This window comes from Arthrobacter sp. 8AJ, assembly GCF_902506025.1.
Taxonomy (GTDB): domain Bacteria; phylum Actinomycetota; class Actinomycetes; order Actinomycetales; family Micrococcaceae; genus Arthrobacter.
In genome coordinates, this window is sequence record NZ_LR733289.1 from 707630 (window position 1) to 727369 (window position 19740).

A 19740-nucleotide genomic window follows, 5' to 3' on the forward strand; every position below is an offset into this window, starting at 1 on the left:
CCGCAAGGTATGGGGATCGTAAGGTTTGGCTCAAGATCCCATCAATTCTGCGCGCGGCGCCCCACGGGCCGGGTAGGGCCGGCTGGCCGCCCAGCGAGCCTCCCTGGATATCCCTCTGTTTCAGTTCTGCGCAGCTGGGGACGGGACACGTATGCCTACTTGGTTGATGTCACTTGTATGGGGCACCGGTGCCGGTGCCGCGCTGGTCCTGGGAGCAGCCGTGTCCTGGCGGTGGTCCATACCCTCCAAGGTGGTGTCCACCATCATGTCGTTCGGCGCGGGCGTACTGATCTCTGCCCTGGCCTTTGAGCTGGTGGACGAAGCCGTCAAGGGTGGCGGCCTGTGGCCCACCGTTGCAGGGTTCCTGGCCGGTGCGGTGGTGTACGTCGGCGCCAATATGCTCCTGGCCAAGGCCGGCGCCAAGCACCGCAAGCGGTCCGGAGACCAGCAGCCCTCCGAAAAAGACGATCCCGGCAGCGGCACGGCAATCGCCGTCGGGGCGCTGCTGGACGGCGTCCCGGAATCCGTGGTCCTTGGCGTCGGCCTGCTGGCCGGGGGAGCGGTGAGTCCTGCCATGCTTGCGGCCGTCTTCATCTCCAACGTGCCCGAAGGGCTTTCCGGGACAGCCGGCATGAAGAAGGCCGGCCGGAGCAGGGGCTACGTGTTCGGACTGTGGGGCGGGATCGCGATCCTGAGCGGGGTGGCCGCGCTGCTGGGGTACGTGGCGCTGGAGGATGCGCCGGACGAGTTGGTCGCGTTCATTACGTCCGTGGCGGCCGGCGGCATCCTGGCCATGCTGGCGGACACCATGATCCCGGAGGCCTTCGAGGAGCATCACAACCTCACCGGGCTGACAGCATCCGTGGGGTTCCTGACAGCGTTTACGGTGCACCACTTGGGCTGAGGGCCAGGACCGGCGCCGTGAGCCTGCCGTCCCGCATGGTGGCCACCGCGTCCGTCAGGGGCACGAACTCGGTGTCATGCGTGACCATTACCGTGGCCACGCCAAACTCGGTGGCCACTTGCCGCAGCAGTCCCACGATGGCCGCGCTCCGTTCATGGTCCAGCGCCGCCGTCGGCTCATCCACCAGCAGTACCTTGGGACTTCCCATGAGCGCCCGGGCAATGTTCACGCGCTGGCGCTGGCCGCCGGAGAGCTGGTGGGGCAGCTTGTCCGCGCTCGCGGAAAGACCCACCACGTCCAGCAGCCCCGCTGCCCTCGCACGGGCTGCTTTGGCGGTTTTTCCCCGCAGGTGGGCGCTGATGACGAGCTGTTCGACGGCGGTGAGTGACGGCAGCAGGTTGGGCTGCTGGAAGATGATGCCCACTTTTTCGCGCCGCAGCGCGGTGAGCTCCTTGTCCTTGAGGCCCGCCGTATCGGTGCCATCAATGAGGACCTGCCCGCGGGTCGGCCGGACCAGGGTGGCGGCGGTGGCCAGGAGGCTGGATTTGCCGGATCCTGAGGGGCCCACGAGGGAGACCAGCTGGCCCGCGCTTGCGGTGAGGCTGACCTGGTCCAGGGCGGTGGTGGTCCCGCCGCCGTCCGGGTATTCGAGGGTGACGTTGACCAGGCTCAAGGGAGCGGTTGTGGCCATGGTGGGTTCCTTTCGGGGGAGGGAAGAGGGGTTAGTTGCCGCCGAGCGCGAGGAGCGCATCGACTTTGGTGACGCGGCGGACAGCCAGCGCGGCACCGGCCAGGCCCAGGGCAACGATCCCGACGACGGGAACCACCGTGGTGCCCAGGCTCAGCTGGAAGGGGGCGGCCTGGGCCGCCAACGCCCCCGCAGCAACACCCACGGACCCGCCCGCTCCGGCGCCCGCCAGCAGCACAATGGCGGCCTGGGTCATGGCGTCGCGCAGGATGTAGGTACTGGGCGCGCCCATGGCTTTGAGGACGGCGATGTCCCTGGTGCGCTGGATGGTCCAGACGCTCAGGAAGGCCACGATCACCAGTGCCGAAATTCCGTACAGGAACGCCTGCATCAGGGCCAGCGACCCGTTTTCGCTTTTGAAGGAGCCCAGGGCCTGGAAGGATCCGGTGCGCGACGCGCTGACGGTGTGGGCTGCAGCGTTCGCCGCCGCCTCATCCACTGTTGCCCCGTCCGCATAGGTGACGGCGACGACCGTGGCCAGCTGTCCGCCGTCGGACACGTGTGCCGCCTTGGCCCATGCGGGCAGCGCGGTCCACACCACGCTGGTGTGCGCGTACCACTGGTCCGGCACCACGGCCGCGACCGAAAGTTCCACGCCGCCCAAAGACACCTTTCCGCCCTGGCCCACGGACAGGGCTTCCGCCACCGAGGAGCCCACCACGGCCGTGCCGGTGGAGACCTCCACAGGTGGCAGCGGACTGCCCTGCGCGACGCCGAACAGGGCAACATTCGCTGTCCCCGAACCCTCCGCCGTCTGCGCCCGGGTCTGGATGATGCCCAGCGGTTCGGCGGACCGGACCCCGGGCCGGTCCTTCCAACTGTCCACCTGGGCGGCGGTCACCGAGCTTTCGGTGAAGGACGCCTTGGGGGAGCCGGAGCCGGGGGCGCCGAAGACGATGGTGTCCACGGGCGTGGCCGCGGCTGCCCCGAGCCTGGCGATGGCGGACGTGGATTGCTCGGCAAGGCCCGCGGTCAGGCCGGACAGCATGACCAGCAGCAGGGTGATCAGGGCTACGACGCCGCCCATCATGGCGAACCGGCCTTTGGCGAAGCGGATATCGCGGATTGCCAGGAACACGTTGTTTCTTCTCTCAGCAGGGGTGGATTGTTCTGTAGTTCCACCATCCCGGCCGGAGCCTCCACGGACATCGCGGGGAGGGTTGATCCGCGGGCATGGAACGGTTGAGCCCGGAGTCAACCTTTCTGTTGATCCCCTCCCCGTGGTCCCGGCATAAGCTGATGAAATGCCTGCCACGCCCCTGCCGCCCCCACCGGAGAAGGCCGCAGGTGTTTCCGCGCGGGGGCGGCTGAACGCCCTGGAAAACGCATCATCCGGAGCCATCCTCCGCGTCCTGCGCGTCACGCTGCACACCGGGTTCGCGCTGCTGCTGGCCGTCGGCCTGGTCCGGATGCTGATGGCGGAAGGTTCCCTGCGCTGGGTGTGGGCCGGCGCCGCCGTGGTCCTCGCTGCTGTCTACCTGGCCGGCACGGTCCTGGAAAAGCGCCATGCCGAGGGCCGGACCGGCGTGGATCCCCGCCGCTACGGTTTGCTCTGGCTGGGCCTGGTCACGGCCCTGTGGGTTTTCCTGCTGGCCGGCAGCGCCGATTTCGCCTGGCTGGCGTTCCCCATCTTTTTCCTGCACCTTCATCTGCTGCCACGGCGGCCCGCGCTCCTGACCATCGCGCTGATGACGCTGGCGGTCATCGCTTCCCAATGGGCGGCCAGCGGCGCTCCTGTCCCGCACGCTGCGGCCGTCGTCGGGCCTGTCCTGGGCGCGATCTTTTCCGTCATCACCGGCCTGGCCTACGCGGCCCTGTACCGCGAGGCGGACAACCAACGGCGCGCGGCGGACGAGCTGCGGCGGACACGGGAGGAGCTGGCCCGGTCCCAGCACCAGGCGGGCGTACTGTCCGAGCGGGAGCGGCTGGCCCGGGAAATCCACGACACGCTGGCGCAGGGCCTGTCCAGCATCGTGCTGCTGGGCCGGGCCGCCGGGCAGTCCCTCGCCGACGGAGATGCCGCCACGGCTTCAGGGCGGCTGGCGCTGGTGCAGCAGACCGCGGCGGACAACTTGGCCGAGGCCCGCAGTTTTGTCCGCGGCCTGTCCTCACCCCAGCTGGAGGGCACCACCCTGGTGGAGGCCCTGGGACGGCTGTGCGAGAGGACCGGGACAGACTCCGAGGCCGCGGGGGTGCCCCTGCGCTGCCGCCTGGAGGTGGACGGGGAGCCACAGGACCTGCCCCAGCCTGTCCGCGTTGCCCTGCTGCGGGCGGCGCAGGCGAGTCTCGCAAACGTCCGCGAACACGCCCGGGCAAGCACCGCCGTCGTCAGCCTTGCCTTCCTGGGCAGTGAAGTGACCATGGACGTGTACGACGACGGCACGGGCTTTGACCCGCCAGATCGGGAAAGTGCCGCGGGCGCAGCGGACGGCAGCGGCTTTGGGCTGCGCTCGCTGCGGGAACGGGTCGCCGCCTTGAACGGCACGCTGGCGGTGGAGTCGGCGCCGGGCGAGGGCACAGTGGTGGCCATCAGGCTCCCGGTGGAGGAACCGTGAGCGACATACGGGTATTGCTGGTGGACGACCACCCTGTGGTCCGCGCCGGGCTGCGTGCCATGCTCACCGGCTTTGAAGGCATTTCGATCGCCGCGGAGGCCCCTGACGGCAGGGCAGCGCTGAAGGAACTGGCCCGGTTGACCGCCCTGGGTGAAGCGCCGGATGTGGTCCTCATGGACCTGCAGATGGGGGACGACATGGACGGCGTCACGGCCACGGCCGAGATCCGGAAGCTCGATGCTCCGCCGCCGGTGCTCATCCTCACCACCTATGACACCGACGCGGACATCCTCGCCGCCGTGGAGGCAGGGGCCAGTGGCTACATGTTGAAGGACGCCCCGCCGGAGCAGCTGCGGCAAGCGGTGCTGCAGGCTGCCGCCGGCGGCACGGTCCTGGCACCGCGGGCGGCCGCGCTGCTGATGAACCGGATCAGCAACCCCGGCACGTCGCTGACCCCGCGGGAAGTGCAGCTGCTGGAACTGCTGGCCACGGGCCTGTCCAACCGCGCCATTGCCAGGCAGGTCTTCATTTCGGAGGCGACCGTGAAGACCCACCTGGTGCACATCTACGGCAAGCTCGGCGTGGACAACCGCACGGCCGCCATCGCTGCCGCCACGCAGCGGCGGATCATCCGGCCGCCCGGCGCCAAGGGGTGACCTGTCGGCGCATGACAGCAGGGCGCGGCATGTGACGGCGATCTCAGTGCAGTAGGTTGATTCCACCGTGTTACACATGCCGGTGCTTCAAGGTGCTGTTGTTCAAAGGAGAATGAATGTCCCGTCCGGTTCCAGCCGTCGATGCCCTTCTCGCCACCTACGGTGCGCCGGACGCCTGCGCGGCCGAGCTCCTGTGTGACAGCCACGATCCCGATGCCGTTGCCTTCACAGTGGTCGCAGCTGACTTTTCGGCGGAGGACATTACCTACGGCCAGCTGCGGGAGCGGTCGGAACGGGGAGCCGCCGCCCTGGCGGAACTGGGGGTCGGCCCCGGGGACGCGGTGGCCACCCTGATGGGAAAGTCGGCAGACCTGGCGGTTATGCTCCTGGCCATTTGGCGGCGCGGGGCCGTCCATGTGCCCTTGTTCACGGCCTTCGCGTGGCCCGCCATCGAACTCCGCCTTACCGCTTCCCGTGCCAAGGTGGTGATCACCGACCCCGACCAGCGGGCGAAGATCCAGGAAACCGGCGCCGCCGTGGTGGTTGCCGGCGAAGAAGCCTCCGCGCCGGACCTGGCGCTCACGCCGCTCCTGGCCAGGCAGCGGCCGGGGATCGCCTCCGAAGCTGTGGGAGGGGACGGCGGCCTGGTCCTCATCTTTACGTCCGGCACCACGGGCGCCCCCAAGGGCGTGCCGGTGCCGGTCCGGGCGTTGGCAGCGTTCCGCCAGTACATCGAACTGGGCCTGGACGTCAGTGAAGGGGATGTCTTCTGGAATGCCGCAGACCCCGGCTGGGCGTACGGCCTGTACTACGGGATCCTCGGTCCCATGGCGGCGGGACGGCGGAACATCCTGCTGCGCCCCGGGTTCTCCCCGGAACTCAGCTTCAAGGTGCTGGAGGCGTTCTCGGTGACCAACTTCGCCGCCGCGCCTACCGTGTACCGCACCATGCGGGCCAAGGCCGGCGCCGGAACCGGGCCGTTCCAGCTTCGGCGCGCTTCATCCGCCGGCGAACCGCTGACCCCTGAAGTGATCAGCTGGGCCCGGGAGGTGCTGGGCGTTCCGGTGCGGGACCACTACGGGCAGACCGAACACGGAATGATGATCATCAACGCCTGGCATGACGATGTGAGGACGGAACTGAGGCCGGGTTCCATGGGCCGGCCCCTGCCGGGGTGGAGCTGCGCGGTCCTCAAGGACAATGCCGACGAGCCGGCCGCGCCCGGCGAGCTGGGCCGCGTCGCCGTCAACGTGGCGGAAAGTCCCATGATGTGGTTCAAGGGCTACCAGGATGCGCCGAAGAAGACTGCCGAAAGGTTCAGCGCGGACGGCAAGTGGTACCTGACCGGCGACGCGGGCATGGTGGACGAGGACGGTTACTACTACTTCTCCTCCCGCGATGATGACGTGATCATCATGGCCGGATACCGGATTGGCCCGTTCGACGTGGAAAGCGTCCTGGCCACGCATCCGGCGGTCCTGGAAAGTGCCGTGGTGGGCGCTCCCGACGAACTGCGCGGTGAAGTCCTGGAGGCCTACGTGGTCCTGGCGGACGGCACCGCCGCCAGTGATGCCCTGGTGGTTGAACTCCAGACCATGGTCAAGACGCAGTTCGCCGCCCATGCCTATCCGCGCCGCATCCACTTCGTTGCGGACCTGCCCAAGACGCCGTCGGGAAAGCTCCAGCGCTACATCCTGAGGCAGCAGCGGGCAGCGGCCCCCGACAGCTAGGCTAGCGGGCGCGGTTTTTGGGGGACGGGCAGAAAACCTCAAGCTGTTCCGGAGCCTTTTCCGGCACCGGCTGTTAGCGTTGAGGCCCAGCCACAGAAGGAGGAGCGATGTCCATCAATTCACCTGATTCACTGCCTGAGGACGAGCCGCAGGAGGACACGGCCGCCAGGAAAGGCAACCCCGACGGCGGGATCCCCGGCGGGAAAGACGGCGTCGGGATCTCCGATGGGGCCGAGCCCAACACTTTTGAGCCGGAGGAGGACCCCGACGCCTCGGCGGGCCCGGCAGACTAAAGGGCCTCGCGGACTAGAGGGCCCCGCAGATTGAAGGGACCCGGGGCTACCCTCAAAGTTCCATCAAGATTGGCCAAAGCCGCTGCAATCTGTGATTTCCGCAAGCTACCGGCCGGTAATTTATAACTGTTTCCAACGCCAGTTCCCCGGCAGGAAGCAAGGAGCCCCCGCGCTGGAGCGAGACTCGCGCGGGGGCTTCCCCCAACGTCCGCGGCGCGGCTTATGACGCGGCTTTCGGCGCGGCGCTAACGGTTTCGAAGTGCTCCACCACCGGAAACGGCTCATAGAAGCGGTGCAGCGTAGAACGCCACTGCTGGTACCCCGGGGATCCCCTGAAGCCCACTGTATGGTCTTCCAGCGACTCCCATTCAACGAGCAGCAGGTACGTTTGGGGAGATTCAATCGAGCGCGACAAAGACATGGCGAGGAAGCCCGGCATTGAAGCGATGATGTGCCGGGCCTGGGCGAAAGCTGCCTCGAAGTCCTCTTCCCGGCCGGGTATGACCGGAAGCAGCGCGTGTTCTGTGATCACCCGCCAAGTCTGGCACGCGTTCGCCGGCTATTCGGTGTCGATCCAGTAGCGGCGCTTGCCGTTGCGCGTGTCCTCGTATTGGCCGCCGTTCTTTTCGATGGTTGCCCGCGAGCCGGCGTTGTCCTCGTCGCACGTCAGAAGAACCTGCGTGATTCCCAATGCCCGTGCCAGGGGCAGCGCATCGGCAAGTGCTTTCGCGGCATGGCCGCGGCGCCTGGCGGAGGGCCGGACGCTGTAGCCGATGTGCCCCCCTTCGTTGAGGAGGTGGTCGTTCAGCCCGTGCCTGATGGCCAGGGACCCAAGGAAGGTGCCGCCGTCGGCAATCCATAGATAGGTGCAGGGCACGTAGCCCGGCTTCCGCACGGTTTCCGGCTGCGCGTCTTTGATAAGGGCATCGACGAAGCGGCCAAAGACGGCGGGGTCCTGGAGATCGTCCGGGGACCAGCCCTCGGCGCCTGCGCCGTCCAGGTGGGCACCTTGGAACTCCGCAGTTCCTTCCAGCCAGGGAGAGTGGAGGGCTGGGTCCGGGACGATGAGTTGGGCCATAACTGGATCCTATGCCGCCTGCCGGAGCAATGCCTCTGAATCCCGGCCCGCGGCAGAGGAGCGGGGAAACGTATTCCCGGGACACGGGTGGTGGCCTGTACTATCTCCCCGGGGACCCCTTTGCGGTCTGGGAAGGGACGTTCATGGTTGGCACGCACTCGATGACAGCAGCGCTCAGCGATCCACTCGGACGGGACGAATTACTGCAGGAGTACGGATTCACCTTCGCCAACGGCGGGGGACGCCAGCGGAGCGTTGATCAGGCGCTTTCAACGGAACCCCTCGAAAACCTTGTCCAGCTTGCCGCAAAGCTCTGCGGCGTCCCCTACGGCGTGATTAACGTTGTCACGTCCGATGAGCAACAGCAGGTGGCCGCCGTCGGCGTTGAGGCCGCCGTCTGCGCCCGGGAGGACTCCATGTGCGCACAAGTCTTCCTCTCGGGGAAGACAACAGTTGTCCCGGACGCATCCCTGGACCCCCGCCTCGCATCGAATCCGTTTGTGACAGGGGAAATTGCCGCCGTCCGGTTCTATGCTTCGGTTCCGTTGGAGACGTCGTCCGGGTTCGTGCTGGGGTCGCTGTGCGTCTTTTCCAATTCTGCGGGCACACCCGATAAGGACCAGCTGGACATGCTGGAGATCCTGGCCCGCCAGGCAGTGCAGCTGCTTGAGCTCCAGCGGCGCACGCTGCAGTTGAACAGTGCCCTCGACGAGGTGCGGGAAAGCAACGCCAAGCTGGCGGAGTTTGCAGGACGCGTCAGCCATGACCTGCGCGGACCACTCACCACCATGCTGGGCTACGTGGAGATGGCAGAGGATGAAGTGGACGGGGACCACCCGGCGGCCGAGTATCTGCAGATCATCGGCGCCAGCGGCCACCGCATGCTGACCATGCTTGAGGACGTCCTGACCTACTCACGGATGGGCGGTGTCCTCCAGCGGCAGCACGTATCCCTTCAGGACGTGGCGGCCGAAGTGGCCAGGGATTTGGGCCTGTCCTTCGGGCCCGGCGCCGTCCTGGACAGCGGGGAGATGAAGCTCCACGTGGACCCCGGGCAGTTGCGCACCCTGCTGCAGAACCTGGTGGCCAACGCCATGAACTACCGGAGCCCGGACCGGGACCTCAGCGTGCGCATCAGCGGCATTTCGAATTACCACGGAACCACTGTGCTGGTGGCGGACAACGGCAAGGGCATTGCGCCGGTGGACCGGCAGCGCGTGTTGGAACCACTGGTCCGGCTGCACCGCGACGGGGACGGGCACGGCTCCGGCCTTGGGTTGGCCATCTGCCGCCGCATTGTTGAGGCGCACGGTGGGGAATTGAGCTTGAAGGAATCACCCGGCGGCGGGACCACGGCGGTCATCAGCTTCCCGGCCGACCAATAAAGCCGCCTCAGCAGGTCCGGGCCGGCTGCGGAATGCAGCCGGCCCGGAGCCTGGATTGTGGAGGCTAGTTCAGGTCGAACCGGTCCAGTTCCATGACCTTTGCCCAGGCGGCCACGAAGTCGTTCACGAACTTCTCCTTGGCGTCATCGCTGGCGTAGACCTCGGCCAGTGCCCGCAGCTGGGAGTTGGAACCGAAGACCAGGTCCACCGGGGTGGCCGTCCACTTGAGTTCACCGGTGGCAACATCGGTGATCTCGTAGGAGTTCTCCTCCGACTCCGACGCCTTCCATTTGGTGCCGGGCGAGAGCAGGTTGACGAAGAAGTCGTTCGTCAGGACCTGCGGCTTGTCCGTCAGCACACCGTGGCTGGAGCCGGCCACGTTGGTGCCCAGGGCACGCATGCCGCCCACCAGCGCCGTCATCTCGGGCGCGGAGAGGTCCAGCATGTACGCCTTGTCCAGCAGGAGGGTCTCCGGCTGGACCTTCGCACCGGGGCGCAGATAGTTGCGGAACCCGTCGGCCCGCGGCTCCAGGTACTGGAAGGATTCGACGTCGGTCTGTTCCTGCGTGGCGTCCGTGCGGCCCGGACGGAACGGCACCGTGACGGGGAACCCGGCGTCGGCTGCTGCCTTTTCCACGGCAGCAGCGCCGCCCAGGACGATAAGGTCCGCGAGTGAGACCTTCTTGCCGCCGGACTGTGCCGAGTTGAACTCCTCCTGCACGCGCTCAAGTACGGGAAGCACGGCAGCCAGCTGCTCCGGTTCGTGGGCCTCCCAGCTGCGCTGCGGCTCCAGCCTGATCCGGGCGCCGTTGGCCCCGCCGCGGCGGTCCGTCTTGCGGTAGGTTGCAGCCGATGCCCAGGCTGTGCTGGCCAGCTGCGGGATGGTCAGTCCGGAGTCAAGGAGCTTGGCCTTGAGCTCGGCAATGTCCTGTTCGCCGATCAGTTCGTGGTCGACGGCGGGGACCGGATCCTGCCACAGCTGTGCCTCCGGAACCCAGGGCCCCAGCATGTGCGGGCCCACCGGTCCCAGGTCGCGGTGCAGCAGCTTGTACCAGGCCTTGGCGAAGGCCAGGGCGAACTGGTCCGGGTTCTCCAGGAAACGCCGGCCGATCTTCTCGTACTCCGGGTCGAAACGCAGCGACAGGTCCGTGGTCAGCATGGTGGGCCGGTGCTTCTTGTTGGGGTCGTGCGCGTCCGGGATGATCTCGGGGGAGTCCTTGGCGACCCACTGGTGGGCGCCGCCGGGGCTCTTGACCAGTTCCCATTCGTATTCGAAGAGGATCTCCAGGAAGCGGTTGCTCCACTGCGTGGGCTTGTCCGTCCACGTGACCTCCAGCCCGGAGGTGATGGTGTCGCCGCCCTTGCCGCTGCCGTAGGTGCTGAGCCAGCCCAGGCCCTGCGCCTCAAGGTCCGCCCCCTCCGGTTCGGGGCCGACGTGTGCGTCTGCGGGGCCGGCGCCGTGGGTCTTGCCGAACGTGTGGCCGCCGGCGATCAGCGCGAAGGTCTCTTCGTCGTTCATCGCCATGCGCTTGAACGTCTCACGGATGAACGCAGCAGCAGCCACGGGATCCGGGTTGCCCATGGGGCCTTCGGGGTTGACGTAGATGAGGCCCATTTCGGTGGAACCGACGTTGTCCGCCATGGTGCCCTCACCGGTGTACCGCTCGTCACCGAGCCAGGCGTCCTCGGGGCCCCAGAAGATTTGCTCGGGCTCCCACACGTCCTCGCGGCCAAAGGCGAAACCGAACGTCTTGAAGCCCATGGACTCGAGGGCAACGTTGCCGGCGAGGACCAGCAGGTCCGCCCAGGAAAGCTTCTGGCCGTACTTCTGCTTGACGGGCCACAGCAGGCGGCGGGCCTTGTCCAGGTTGGCGTTGTCCGGCCAGCTGTTCAGCGGCGCGAACCGCTGGCTGCCGTCGCCCGCTCCGCCGCGGCCGTCGTGGACGCGGTAGGTTCCGGCGGCGTGCCAGCTCAGGCGGATCATCAGTCCGCCGTAGTGGCCGAAGTCCGCCGGCCACCAGTCCTGGGAAGTGGTCAGCACCTGGCTGATGTCCTGCTTGAGGGCTTCGACGTCGAGCTTCTGGAATTCCTCGCGGTAGCTGAAGGACGGGCCAAGCGGGTTGCTCGCCTGGCCGTGCGTGTGCAGCACGGAGAGGTCCAGCTGGTTGGGCCACCAGTCCTGGTTGGTCCGTGGCCGGTGCCCCTTGGGTGTCGGCGAATCGATCGCAGGGTTTTCGCTTTCACTGCCCTGGGCGGTGGCACTGCCATGGGCCACCGGGCACCCGCCCTCAACCTTCTGGTCCAGGCCCTGTGCGCTCCCAGGAGTGGGGACCGGGGGATGGTCTTGGGGATCGGTCATGTGCTTATTCCTTCCGTTGGGCCGAGGCCGCGGTTGGACTCGGGCAGCCGGTGCAACCCTCCTATTTGACCATGGACGGGTGACAGGGAGAGACCCTCCTACGCCATGGGTGAAACCCGGCCTGTCACCGCCCCGCACCCTGCAATTTGTCCGGAACCTCCTGTCCGCCACTTGCCGGCGCTGGAATATCTGGCTGACGCTCCGACTTGTCGCCAGAGGGTCCATGGTGGCCCACTGTCCCGGCGTAACGCAGCGCGCGGGCCTCCGCCCAGGCATGAGGCGGCGCTGACGCGCGGATGCAACCAAGCACCTACGAAGAGGAGCACTATGACCATCGGATCAGGATCAGGAACAGCAGCGGGCACCGGACGGACAGCGCTGGTGGCAGGGGCCACCGGCATCGCAGGGTCCGCACTGGTGGATACCCTGGTGGGCGAAGGCTGGACAGTCCTGGCCTTGTCCCGCCGGCCAGGTCCCGGACGCGCCGGCGTCAGGTGGCTCTCCGCGGACCTGACCTCGGCCGAATCCCTTGCCGCTGTGCTGGGTCCGGAGAACCCGTCACATGTCTTCTTCACCGCATGGTCGCGCCGCGCCACCGAGGAAGAGAACATCGCCGTCAATGCGGGCATGGTTCGTGATCTCCTCTCAGCACTGCAGGGCAAGGACGTGGCCCACGTTGCCCTGATGACCGGACTCAAGCATTACCTGGGACCGTTCGAGGCATACGCCGCCGGAGAAATGCCGGACACCCCCTTCCACGAGGAGGAACCGCGCCTTCCGGTGCCGAACTTCTATTACGCCCAGGAGGACGAGCTCTGGGCGGCCGCGGCCCGGCAGGGGTTCACCTGGTCCGTCCACCGCGCCCACACGGTAATCGGGCATGCGGTGGGCAACGCCATGAACATGGGACTCACACTCGCCGCGCAGGCCACCCTGTGCCGGGACAGCGGGCAGCCGTTCATCTTCCCGGGGTCGGAAACGCAGTGGAACGGGCTCACGGACATGACGGATGCCGGCCTGCTCGCCGAGCACATGCTCTGGGCTTCAACCACCCCCGCGGCCGCTGACGAGGCCTTCAACATCGTCAACGGCGACGTGTTCCGCTGGCGCTGGATGTGGCCGAAACTCGCCGCCTACTTCGGCCTGGAGTGGGAGGGATACCAGGCAAAGCCCCGTCCCCTTGAGCAGTCCATGGCGGGCCGGGAGGAGCAGTGGCGGCGGATCGCCGCGGAACACAACCTCAGCGAACCGGACCTGGACCGGGTGGCGAGCTGGTGGCATACGGACGGAGACCTGGGGCGCGGCATCGAGGTGGTGACGGACATGGGGAAGAGCCGTGACGCCGGCTTTACCGGGTACCGGCGGACGCTGGACGCCTTTACGTCGCTGTTTGACCGCTACCGCGCCGAGAAGCTGATTCCCTGATGACACGGTCGCGGCCGGCGAACAACCCGGTCACTGCCAGGATGGCCATGGCACCGGCGGTGCCGAGCAGTGGAAGCGTCCAGTCCCCGCTGGCATCCTTGAGGGCACCGAAGGCCACCGGGCCCACCGCGGCCAGCCCGTAGCCCACGGACTGTGCCATGCCGGACAGGGATGCTGCCTGTGGGTGGTTCACCGTCCGGAGGCTGAACAGCGACAGGGCAATGACAATGAGGCTTCCGCATCCGACGGCGCCCAGCAGGACCCACAGGAGCATGAGGTCCGGCGCGAGTGCCAGGCCCAGGAAGGTCACGAACACCAACGCCCCGCTGGCGAAGGACACCAACCGCTGGTCGGGTCCCCGGTGCAGGACCGCGCCCGTCCCCAGGCTGGCGAACACGCTGATCAGCAGGAAGACGGACAGGTGTACGCCGGCAGTGGTGGCGGGGATCCCGCGGCTTTGCTCGATGGTGGGCAGCCAGGCCATCAGGACGTAGAAGGCGATCGATTGCAGCCCCATGAACGCCGTCACCTGCCAGCCCAGCGCCGAGCCCCAGGGCGATCGGTGTGCCCGTTCCTGTGGTGCGGTGTGCACGGCGCTTGTTCCGTGCCGGCGCAGCCAGGGGAGCAGCACGGCCATGGCGATGAGGGCAAGCCCCACCCAGGCGCCGAGGGCGAGCCGCCATCCTGCCGGCGACGTTTGGGCCACGGGAACGACGACGGCGGCCCCCACCGCTGCGAACGCGGCCTGGGCAGCGGTATAGCTGCCGGTAACCTGGCTGACCCGCAACGGAAAGTCCCGCTTGACGAGGGAGGGGACCAGGACGTTGAGGAACGCTATGGCCACGCCGATAAGGACCGTCCCGGCCCAGATGAAGCCGGGCACAGGCAGGGAGCGGAGCACGATGCCCGAGGCAAGGATCAGCAGTGACATCCACAGTGCCCGGTCCAGGCCCAACCGGGCAGCAAAGCCGGGCGCAAGGGGTGAGAAGGCAGCGAACGCGATGAGCGGGAGTCCGGTGAGGAATCCCGCTGCGGCACTGGACAATCCCAGGTCGGTGCTGACGTTGACCAGGACCGGTCCGACGCTGACAAAAGACACCCGAAGGTTGACTGCGATGAGCAGGACGCCGATGAAGGCGACTCCGAACCTGGCCGTATGCTGGGAGGGGTTCCGTGTGCCGGCAAACATCGTTGCTTCTTCCATCCTTCGGTGGGGCGGCGCGTTCTTGGCGCCCATCCAGTTCTCTCACACCCATGTACCCACCGGCCCGGCTGGATCCCCGGCGAGTCCCCCGAGTACGCCGTGGGAGAACCTGCAAAGTTCTGGCTTGATGGCCCGGTCAAGTCCCAGCTGCTGGACGTAAACTGACGCTCGCACCACGTTTGTGGACATTCCGTCAGGTTTGGAGCCGCCTTGCTCTGGAAGTTGCTTGTCGAATACCTGCGGCCGCACCGGCCGCTGCTGGTCGCCGTCGTGGTTTTCCAGCTGGCGCAGTCCATTGCGTCGCTGTACCTGCCCACGCTGAACGCGGACATCATCGACCAGGGCGTGGCCCGGGGCGATACCGGCTACATCCTGTCCACCGGCAGCATCATGCTGCTCATCACCCTGGCGCAGATCGCGTGTGCCGTGGTGGCCGTCTACTTCGGAGCCAAGGCCGCCATGGGCCTGGGCCGGGCCCTGCGCGGGGCCATTTTCGAGCGGGTGGGGCAGTTTTCCGAGCAGGAGGTCACCAGGTTCGGCGCGCCCAGCCTGATCACCCGCTCCACCAATGACGTCCAGCAGGTCCAGCAGCTGGTGCTGATGTCCGCCACGCTCATGGTGGCCGCGCCCATGCTCAGCATCGGCGGGGTGATCATGGCTATCCGGCAGGACGCCCAGCTGTCCTGGCTCATTGCCGTGTGCGTCCCGGTGCTGCTGATCGCCGTCGGCCTTATTGTCACGCGCATGGTGCCACTGTTCCGCAAGATGCAGGCCCGGATCGACACCGTCAATCGGGTGCTGCGCGAGCAGCTCACCGGCATCCGGGTGGTGCGGGCCTTCGTGCGGGAGGACATGGAGACGGAACGGTTCGCGGGCGCCAACACGGACGTTACCGATGTTGCGCTCCGGGCAGGCCGGCTGATGGCCCTGATGTTCCCCACCGTCATGCTGATCCTGAACGTCTCCAGCGTGGCCGTGATCTGGTTCGGCGCGTTCCGGATCGAGGACGGGTCCATGCAGGTGGGAACCCTGATCGCGTTCCTGAGCTACCTGATGCAGATCCTGATGTCCGTCATGATGGCCACGTTCATGGCGGTGATGATCCCGCGGGCGTCGGTGTCCGCGGACCGGATCGGCGAGGTGCTGGGCACCAGTTCCAGCGTCCTGCCGCCGAAGCAGCCGGTCACCAGCGCGGTCCGGCGCGGTGAGCTGGAAATGCGCGACGTCGGATTCGCTTACCCTGGTGCCGACCAGCCCGTCCTGTCCGGGATCAGCTTCACCGCCCGCGCGGGGCAGACCACGGCGATCATCGGCAGCACCGGCTCCGGCAAGACCACCCTGGTGAACCTGATGCCGCGGCTCTTCGACGTCACCTCGGGGGCGGTACTGATGGACGGCGTGGACATCCGCGACCTGGACCCGGACCTGCTGTGGGGGCACATCGGCCTGGTGCCCCAGCGGCCCTACCTGTTCTCCGGCACCGTTCGCAGCAACCTGCTGTACGGCAACCCGGATGCCACCGAGGATGAGCTGTGGAGCGCGCTGGAGATTGCGCAGGCCCGGGATTTCGTGGAGCAGATGGAGGAGGGGCTGGATGCGACCATCTCCCAGGGCGGCACCAACGTCTCCGGCGGGCAGCGGCAGCGGCTGGCCATCGCCCGGGCTCTGGTGAAGCGGCCCGAGCTCTACATTTTTGACGATTCGTTCTCCTCCCTTGATACCGGCACCGATGCCCGGCTGCGCCAGGCACTCAAGCGCAACATCGCCGGCGCCACCATGGTGATCATCGCCCAGCGGGTGTCCAGCATCGTGGATGCGGACCAGATCCTGGTGCTCGACGACGGCAGGATCGTTGCGCAGGGCACGCACCACGAGTTGCTGGAGACATCGGAGGCGTACCGCGAGATTGTGTCGTCCCAGCTGGCAGCGGAGGAGACGGTATGAGCCACGGTCCCACTCCCGCACGCGGCACCAAAGCCGCGCCCGCCTCCGCAGGCGGCCACGCCGACGTCGTACGCATCCCAAGGCCGCGCGGCGGCCCCGGGCATGGCGGCCCCTTTGCCGGAATGAACGTCCCGGCGGAGAAGGCCATGAACTTCGGCGGCTCCGCCAAACGCCTGCTGGGCACGCTGCGGCCGGAGCGGTTCTGGCTGATGCTGGTGCTGGCCATGGCTGTGGCGGGCGTGGTGCTGCAGGTGATTGGGCCGCGGCTGCTGGGCGAGGGCACCAACCTGATTTTTTCCGGCGTGGTGTCCAAACAGCTGCCGCCGGGGATGACGCAGGCGCAGTTGATTGCGATGCTGCGGGCATCGGGGGAGAACCAGAAGGCGGACATGCTCAGCGCCATGACGCTGACGCCGGGCGCGGGGATCGACTTTTCTGCGCTGGCCAGTGTGCTGACGTGGGCGCTGGTGCTGTACGTGCTGGGCTCGGCATTCATGTGGGGGCAGGCGTATGTGCTCAACGGCGTGGTGCAGCGGACCGTGTTCGGGCTGCGCGACCAGATTGAGGCGAAGATCAACCGGCTGCCGCTGCGGTACTTCGATTCAATCCAGCGCGGTGAGCTGCTCAGCCGGGTGACCAACGATGTGGACAACATTTCGCAGAGCCTGCAGCAGTCCATCAGCCAGGCCGTGACGTCCGTGCTGACCGTGCTGGGCGTACTGATGATGATGTTCATCCTGTCGCCCACGCTGGCGCTGATCGCGCTGGTGACCATTCCGCTGACGCTGGGGATCACCACACTGATCGCCAAGCGCTCGCAGAAGCTGTTCGTGCAGCAGTGGAAGAACACCGGCGAGCTGAACGGGCAGATCGAGGAGACCTACACCGGGCACGCACTCGTGAAGGTGTTCGGCCGGCAGCGCGAGGTGGGGGAGCGGTTCCGGCAGAAGAACGCGGAGCTGTATGAGGCGAGCTTCGGGGCGCAATTCATTTCCGGGCTGATCATGCCGGCCATGACGTTCATCGGGAACCTGGTGTACGTGGGCATCGCCGTGGTGGGTGGCCTGCAGGTGGCCTCCGGTGCGATGCAGCTGGGCGATGTGCAGGCGTTCATCCAGTACTCGCGGCAGTTCACCCAGCCGCTGGCGCAGCTGGGGTCCATGGCGAACCTGCTGCAGTCCGGGGTGGCCTCTGCCGAGCGTGTGTTCGAGTTGCTGGATACGGAGGAACAGTCGGCTGATCCTGTTGGGGCTTCGCTGCAGAGCCCTGACGGTGCTGCCCGGGGGCGGCTGGTGTTTGAGGATGTGTCCTTCTCGTATTCGCCGGACAAGCCGCTGATCAGTGGGCTGTCCTTGGTGGCAGAGCCGGGGCAGACGGTGGCGATTGTGGGGCCGACCGGGGCGGGCAAGACCACGCTGGTGAACCTGATGATGCGGTTCTACGAACTCGACGGCGGCCGGATCACTTTGGACGGTGTGGACATCACCACCATGAGCCGGCACGACCTGCGCTCGCGGATGGGGATGGTGCTGCAGGATACGTGGTTGTTCGGCGGGACCATTCGGGACAACATTGCGTACGGGCGGCCTGCTGCGTCTTCCTCGGAGGTGCTTGAGGCGGCGCGGGCGACGTACGTGGACCGGTTCGTAAAGTCCTTGCCCGAGGGGTACGACACCATGCTGGACGACGAAGGGTCCAACGTCTCCGCGGGTGAGAAGCAGCTGCTGACGATTGCGCGGGCGTTCCTGGCTTCGCCTTCTGTGCTGATCCTGGATGAGGCGACGTCCTCCGTGGACACCCGGACCGAGGTGCTGGTTCAGAAGGCGATGAGCGCGCTGCGGTCCGACCGGACGTCCTTTGTGATTGCGCACCGCCTGTCCACCATCCGCGATGCCGACCTCATCCTGGTGATGGAGAACGGGCAGATCGTGGAGCAGGGGACACACGCGTCACTCCTCGCTGCCGGCGGGGCTTATGCACGGTTGTACGAGGCGCAGTTCGCGGCGCCTGTGGCGGAGGTCTAAGGGCAGCGGCGTCGTAGCGGACGTTTTTCTGCCTTGCGAACACGGACACGTGCGTATCAAGCAGGTCCTCCATATGGCACATGCACTGAGCGCTTCCCAAACGTTGCGGCTAGACCAGCTCTTGAAGCGGGTGCCACTTTGATGGACGTTATTCGACGCTATATCTGGCACCATTGAATCGTCGTCGCAAGGGAATGCGTACCCAGTGCCAATATGCTCATAAGTAGCTTTTTACCGTTGCACGCAGTGCTTCCGTGTGCTCATAAATCTCCTCGAGTGAGTTGATAGGGACCCGAGTCTCTTCTTTGTTGTCGTCAAAGATGCCGATGTACTTCTGCGTGCGGTTGAAGTGCAGCCGCGCAATAGGCTTGCGGTTGTTGTCGTCGAGCAGAACGGCAAAGTAGGACTTCGCATCGCGCTGGGCCACGCGTGCAGGTTTGACGTCGCTGCAGACAATTGCGCGCACGATCTGGTAGCCCTCGATTTCCTCAAGCGTCGTTTCCAGGCCGTCAGCCTCGGCAAGATCCGCCTCCGCGACTGGTGCGCTGGTGACGGCTGTCGGCACGGTGGTGTCCTCGGTCTGCGGGAAACCCGGGTTGCCAAGGGCCTTCTTCAACCGTTCGTTGACTTGGTCATTGAGGAATTGCTTCGTGGCCTTCCCCACCAGTGTGGTGAACTGCTCCCGGACCTTCTGCGTGTACGGTCCGGAATAGACCCTTGCTGTCAGGAACTTGACCCAGTCATCTTCAGGCTCTTTGAACTGTGCAGCGAGTGTTCGCTTCAGTTCGCCGATGTACTTCAGTTCACCGGCGGCACTGATGATCGAATCCAGGTCGAAGACATCCTTGGACAGTTTTTGCAGTTCGGGGATCAGTGACTGATCGATATCGTTCAGATCCAACACGAGAAACGGCTTAGCATCCATACGATTTGGTGCGTCCAGATCGGTGAAGAACTGGTAGACCTCGCCATTAGTCAGGATTGCGATGCGCGCGTTTGTCACTGCGAAGTACCGAAAAAGCTGTGAGGCATGCTCAATTTTTACGGGCTCAGTAGACTTCTTGCACTCGATCAGAATTTGGACTTCGCCGTCCTTCACGATGGCGTAGTCGATCTTCTCGCCCTTCTTCAGCCCCACATCGGCAATGAACTCTGGGACAACCTCCAGCGGATTGAATACGTCATAGCCCAGAATCGTCGAAATGAACGGCATCACGAACGCGTTCTTCGTTGCCTCTTCCGTTTGAATCACGTCGCGCTGCTGGCGCACCTTTGCTGCAAGCGCTGAAAGCTTTTCCGCAAATTCCATGTCCTACCCCCAGTAAGGCCTCTACCCGGATACAGCCTCGTGTCCGGTGGCAATTTCAAGCTGATGAAGCAAAAACCTACATCCGATCGGCGACATTTACACGCAACCGACTGATGCTGCCGTCAT

General features: G+C 66.2%; 16 protein-coding genes. 9 read left to right on the plus strand and 7 right to left on the minus strand.

Annotated features, from left to right (window positions below):
- Window positions 1-151 precede the first annotated feature (151 nt).
- Entirely contained in the window at window positions 152-904 is a 753-nt protein-coding gene (locus tag BACI349Y_RS03235; RefSeq protein ID WP_159630406.1) for a ZIP family metal transporter, read from the plus strand.
- On the opposite strand, the gene BACI349Y_RS03240 is transcribed toward BACI349Y_RS03235, so the two are convergent.
- Window positions 882-1595: an ABC transporter ATP-binding protein gene (locus BACI349Y_RS03240; RefSeq protein ID WP_159630408.1), complete on the minus strand. Its 714-nt coding sequence runs from the start codon at window positions 1593-1595 to the stop codon at window positions 882-884. The genes BACI349Y_RS03235 and BACI349Y_RS03240 overlap by 23 nt on opposite strands.
- Window positions 1596-1626: 31 nt before the next feature.
- On the minus strand, window positions 1627-2730 hold the full coding sequence (locus tag BACI349Y_RS03245) for an FtsX-like permease family protein (protein ID WP_159630410.1): 1104 nt from the start codon (window positions 2728-2730) through the stop codon (window positions 1627-1629).
- Window positions 2731-2896: 166 nt separating this feature from the next.
- On the opposite strand from BACI349Y_RS03245, the gene BACI349Y_RS03250 reads away from it, so the two are divergent.
- From BACI349Y_RS03250 to BACI349Y_RS03265, 4 genes are all read left to right on the plus strand, one after another.
- Window positions 2897-4207, plus strand: coding sequence for a sensor histidine kinase (locus tag BACI349Y_RS03250; protein WP_159630412.1), 1311 nt, complete (start codon window positions 2897-2899; stop codon window positions 4205-4207).
- Complete coding sequence (locus tag BACI349Y_RS03255; protein ID WP_159630414.1) at window positions 4204-4863, plus strand: response regulator; 660 nt, start codon at window positions 4204-4206, stop codon at window positions 4861-4863. Before BACI349Y_RS03250 ends, BACI349Y_RS03255 begins: the two co-directional genes overlap by 4 nt.
- A gap of 116 nt (window positions 4864-4979) precedes the next feature.
- Window positions 4980-6593 (plus strand): AMP-binding protein, encoded by a 1614-nt coding sequence (locus BACI349Y_RS03260; RefSeq protein WP_159630416.1) that lies wholly within the window; start codon window positions 4980-4982, stop codon window positions 6591-6593.
- Window positions 6594-6700: 107 nt separating this feature from the next.
- A complete protein-coding gene (locus BACI349Y_RS03265) occupies window positions 6701-6886 on the plus strand; it encodes a hypothetical protein (RefSeq protein ID WP_141159249.1) in 186 nt (61 codons plus the stop codon).
- A gap of 220 nt (window positions 6887-7106) precedes the next feature.
- Here BACI349Y_RS03265 and BACI349Y_RS03270 read toward each other — a convergent pair whose 3' ends face one another.
- Complete coding sequence (locus BACI349Y_RS03270) at window positions 7107-7418, minus strand: antibiotic biosynthesis monooxygenase family protein (protein WP_159630418.1); 312 nt, start codon at window positions 7416-7418, stop codon at window positions 7107-7109.
- Between the two features lie 27 nt (window positions 7419-7445).
- A complete protein-coding gene (locus BACI349Y_RS03275) occupies window positions 7446-7964 on the minus strand; it encodes a GNAT family N-acetyltransferase (protein WP_159630420.1) in 519 nt (172 codons plus the stop codon).
- Window positions 7965-8107: 143 nt separating this feature from the next.
- Here BACI349Y_RS03275 and BACI349Y_RS03280 point away from each other — a divergent pair, with 143 nt between their 5' ends.
- On the plus strand, window positions 8108-9349 hold the full coding sequence (locus tag BACI349Y_RS03280) for a GAF domain-containing sensor histidine kinase (protein WP_159630422.1): 1242 nt from the start codon (window positions 8108-8110) through the stop codon (window positions 9347-9349).
- A 64-nt stretch (window positions 9350-9413) separates the two neighbouring features.
- Here BACI349Y_RS03280 and katG read toward each other — a convergent pair whose 3' ends face one another.
- Window positions 9414-11708: a catalase/peroxidase HPI gene (gene katG / locus BACI349Y_RS03285; RefSeq protein WP_159630424.1), complete on the minus strand. Its 2295-nt coding sequence runs from the start codon at window positions 11706-11708 to the stop codon at window positions 9414-9416.
- A gap of 327 nt (window positions 11709-12035) precedes the next feature.
- Here katG and BACI349Y_RS03290 point away from each other — a divergent pair, with 327 nt between their 5' ends.
- The gene (locus BACI349Y_RS03290) at window positions 12036-13133 is read left to right on the plus strand and encodes an SDR family oxidoreductase (protein WP_159630426.1); all 1098 of its coding nucleotides are present in this window, start codon (window positions 12036-12038) and stop codon (window positions 13131-13133) included.
- On the opposite strand, the gene BACI349Y_RS03295 is transcribed toward BACI349Y_RS03290, so the two are convergent.
- Window positions 13087-14322, minus strand: a complete 1236-nt coding sequence (locus BACI349Y_RS03295) for an MFS transporter (protein WP_159630428.1) — start codon at window positions 14320-14322, stop codon at window positions 13087-13089. The two genes, BACI349Y_RS03290 and BACI349Y_RS03295, sit on opposite strands and share 47 nt — an antisense overlap.
- Window positions 14323-14547: 225 nt before the next feature.
- On the opposite strand from BACI349Y_RS03295, the gene BACI349Y_RS03300 reads away from it, so the two are divergent.
- Both BACI349Y_RS03300 and BACI349Y_RS03305 read left to right on the plus strand, forming a co-directional pair.
- Window positions 14548-16281: an ABC transporter ATP-binding protein gene (locus BACI349Y_RS03300; RefSeq protein ID WP_159630430.1), complete on the plus strand. Its 1734-nt coding sequence runs from the start codon at window positions 14548-14550 to the stop codon at window positions 16279-16281.
- Window positions 16278-18305 (plus strand): ABC transporter ATP-binding protein, encoded by a 2028-nt coding sequence (locus BACI349Y_RS03305; RefSeq protein ID WP_159630432.1) that lies wholly within the window; start codon window positions 16278-16280, stop codon window positions 18303-18305. Before BACI349Y_RS03300 ends, BACI349Y_RS03305 begins: the two co-directional genes overlap by 4 nt.
- A 217-nt stretch (window positions 18306-18522) precedes the next feature.
- Here the strand turns inward: BACI349Y_RS03305 and BACI349Y_RS03310 are convergent, their stop codons facing one another.
- A complete protein-coding gene (locus BACI349Y_RS03310; protein WP_159630433.1) occupies window positions 18523-19614 on the minus strand; it encodes a type I restriction endonuclease in 1092 nt (363 codons plus the stop codon).
- Window positions 19615-19740 lie beyond the last annotated feature (126 nt).